Source organism: Streptomyces africanus, from assembly GCF_002150735.1.
In the GTDB taxonomy this organism is placed as follows: Bacteria; Actinomycetota; Actinomycetes; order Streptomycetales; family Streptomycetaceae; genus Streptomyces; species Streptomyces africanus.
This window is the reverse complement of the sequence record NZ_MUKA01000511.1, coordinates 1-2798: the sequence shown is the minus strand read 5'-3', so window position 1 is coordinate 2798 and position 2798 is coordinate 1. Positions and strand designations below refer to the sequence as shown.

Sequence of the window (2798 nt, the reverse complement as noted above, 5' to 3'; positions counted from 1 at the left end):
CCTTTTGTTAGAGCCAGTAAGCCGGGGATCGGTGAAGGTCTCGGTCCAGCCGCTGAAACTCTCGTTCGAGGCGATGGCGACGCTGTTCTTCTCCTCACGCTCCGTCAGAACCTGGAACAGCAGCTCAGCGCCCCGCCGGTCCAGCTGCATATAGCCCAACTCATCGATGCATAAAAGATCCACTCGGCCGAAACGTGCGATGGTCTTGGTCAGCACCCTCTCGTCCGCAGCCTCGACCAGTTCGTTGACGAGTTTGGTGGCGAGCGTGTCGCGGACCCGGTACCCGGCCTCGGTGCCCAGCGCGATCAACAGATGCGACTTGCCGGTGCCCTAGTCGCCGATCTGGCAGAGCGGCAGGCCTTGTGGTGGGAGCATGGACGTGCTCTGCGGGATGAGGCTGCGATGGCGCCACCGAAGTCCAAGGTCGACTTGTACGCGGCAATCCGCCGCCATGGCCGTGGTCGGGATCCCCATTGGGCTCTTCTTCTGGTGGGCCTGCGGGGGAGACATCCGGCGCTGCCGCGACTGGCGCACCGTCAGGGGCCAGGCGGGTCCCGTGACCGTCGCGGCCCCGGTCCTGCTGCGGATCGGGGTGCTGGCCCTGGTGCTGTTCCCCGGCGCCTTCGGGCTACACCACTTGGTGGACGGCGCCGGGTACGACAGTTGGCTGTACGGCGACTGAGCCACGCGCGCCCTAGGCGATGTCTTCAAATGATCAGCGCTGGTGGATCATGGTGTCGTGATACGTCGTCATGAACTGTCGATGCCGAGTGGGAGTTCGTCCGGCCGTTGCTGCCCGTGTCGTTGCGAGGGCGGAAGCGGCTGGACGACCGCAGGATCCTGAACGGGATCGCTCATACGCGTTTTCGCAGGTGGGCGGCGGACGGGACGTTCGACCGAATGCTGCGGGCCGCGCAGGCCAAGGCGGACGCGGCGGCGACGTCGAGTGGCTGGTGTCCGTTGATTCCACGATCGTCCGGGCCCACCAGCATGCGGCGGGAGCCCGAAAAGGGGGCTCCGCGACTCGGCCCTCGGCCGGTCCAGAGGTGGCCTGACCAGCAAGATTCACCTGGCCTGTGATGGACTGGGCCGCCCGCTCAGTTTCGTCGTCACGGGCGGCAACACCAACGACTGCACCCGGTTCACCGCCGTGATGAAAGCGATCCGGGTGCCCCGGACTGGACCGGGACGGCCCCGCACCCGGCCCGATCACGTCCTGGGCGACAAAAGCTACAGCTCGAAGGCGATCCGCGCCTGGCTCCGCCGCAAGGGTATTGCCCACACGATTCCCGAGCGGGCCGACCAGGCCCGCAACCGTGTCCGGCGAGGCAGCCGCGGTGGCCGCCCGCCGGCCTTCGACCGCGAGGTCTATAAGCATCGCAACGTCGTGGAACGGTGCTTCAACCGCCTGAAACAGTGGCGCGGCATCGCCACCCGATACGACAAGACCGCCCAGTCCTACGAAGCAGCCGTCACCCTCGCAGCACTCCTGATGTGGGCTTGACATTTACCGACAGAACCTGGGCGGCTCGCTCGCATGCCCTGATCGCGCGGGCAGCGTCCGCGGGGTGTTCGTTCACCAGCACAGGCAAGACAATGACAGGATGAGGGCCATGACAATCCAGGCTTATTTCGACATCACCATCGACGGCAAGCCCGAAGGCCGGATCACCTTCAACCTCTTCGACGACGTCGTGCCGAAGACCGTGGAGAACTTCCGCGCGCTCGCCACCGGTGAGAAGGGCTTCGGTTACGCCGGTTCGAAGTTCCACCGCGTCATCCCGGACTTCATGCTCCAGGGCGGCGACTTCACCGCTGGCAACGGAACCGGCGGCAAGAGCATCTACGGCGCCAAGTTCCCTGACGAGAACTTCCAGCTCAAGCACACCAAGCCGGGCCTGCTCTCGATGGCGAACGCCGGCCCCGACTCGAACGGCTCGCAGTTCTTCATCACCACGGTGGTCACGAGCTGGCTCGACGGCAAGCACGTCGTCTTCGGTGAGGTCGCGGACGAGCAGAGCATGGCCCTCGTCAAGAAGATCGAGAGCTTCGGCTCGCAGTCGGGCGCCACCAAGGCCGAGATCGCCATCTCCGCCTCCGGCGCTTTCTAGACTAGGCGGTGATCTTTTGAAGACACCGCCTAGCGGGCGCTCAGCGCGGTAGGCGAAGAACGACCGTACGAGGGCGCGCCCGGCGGGCACGGTGGCACGCGTGCGGTGGCCGCGGGGCTGACGGTCGAGGCTCGGCTCCCTCCTCGCCGCCCACCACAAACAAGCCGGCACCCCTCAGGCACCGTTGCCGCATTCCACACCGGCAGCCCCCGCCGCCCTCCCGGACGGGTCCTCGGTGACGTTCATGAACGGCCTGCACACCGCCTCCTGGACGGCCGCGGCGGTCGCCCTGTCCGCCGCGCTCATCGCGGCTGTCTGGCTGCCCCGCCACGCGGGGCCTCCGCCTCCCGCCGGGCCTGCTCTCGCACCACGGCTGGAAGGTGAAACCCGATGAACCGCACCGCCACTGGCGTCTTCCCCGGATTCGGTTGAGGACGAGGGCGGTATCGGCGACCTCGCCGACCGGTTCGGGCTGAGGCGATGTGCGGCAGGGAACGGCTCCGCGTCAGCATGAGGACGAAGGCGTCGGTGCCGCGATGACCCTGACCCATTCCGTGACGTGCCGGCTGTTCATTGTCCTGGCACCGGTTCGACGCCGTTCCGGGCCACCGGTCGGTGCTCGTGTCGATGAACTCGCCCCGGACGACCGGCCCGTACCTCAGCTTGCGGTCTGAGGTACGGGCCGGT

The 2798-nt window shown here is 67.0% G+C and carries 3 protein-coding genes and 2 pseudogenes; 3 read left to right on the top strand and 2 right to left on the bottom strand.

The features are described 5' to 3' along the window. Nucleotides 1-363, bottom strand: a pseudogene (locus CCL05_RS41050) (ATP-binding protein); the annotation flags it as partial. Nucleotides 364-451: 88 nt separating this feature from the next. Between CCL05_RS41050 and CCL05_RS45460 the strand changes: the two are divergent. From CCL05_RS45460 to CCL05_RS41035, 3 genes and pseudogenes are all read left to right on the top strand, one after another. Continuing rightward, nucleotides 452-682, top strand: coding sequence for a DUF6336 family protein (locus CCL05_RS45460; protein ID WP_167409717.1), 231 nt, complete (start codon nt 452-454; stop codon nt 680-682). Nucleotides 683-742: 60 nt separating this feature from the next. Continuing rightward, a pseudogene (locus CCL05_RS41040) lies at nt 743-1504 on the top strand (IS5 family transposase). A gap of 109 nt (nt 1505-1613) precedes the next feature. Next, nucleotides 1614-2111, top strand: coding sequence for a peptidylprolyl isomerase (locus CCL05_RS41035; RefSeq protein WP_086565659.1), 498 nt, complete (start codon nt 1614-1616; stop codon nt 2109-2111). A gap of 174 nt (nt 2112-2285) precedes the next feature. On the opposite strand, the gene CCL05_RS47215 is transcribed toward CCL05_RS41035, so the two are convergent. Continuing rightward, complete coding sequence (locus CCL05_RS47215; protein WP_279629964.1) at nt 2286-2417, bottom strand: hypothetical protein; 132 nt, start codon at nt 2415-2417, stop codon at nt 2286-2288. Between the last annotated feature and the right edge of the window lie 381 nt (nt 2418-2798).

What these genes read in the sequence shown, in the direction of transcription:
- CCL05_RS41035 (WP_086565659.1), top strand. Translation starts at nt 1,614, where the DNA reads ATGACAATCCAGGCTTATTTCGACATCACCATCGACGGCAAGCCCGAA.
- CCL05_RS47215 (WP_279629964.1), bottom strand. Translation starts at nt 2,417, where the DNA reads ATGAGCGCGGCGGACAGGGCGACCGCCGCGGCCGTCCAGGAGGCGGTG.
- CCL05_RS45460 (WP_167409717.1), top strand. Translation starts at nt 452, where the DNA reads ATGGCCGTGGTCGGGATCCCCATTGGGCTCTTCTTCTGGTGGGCCTGC.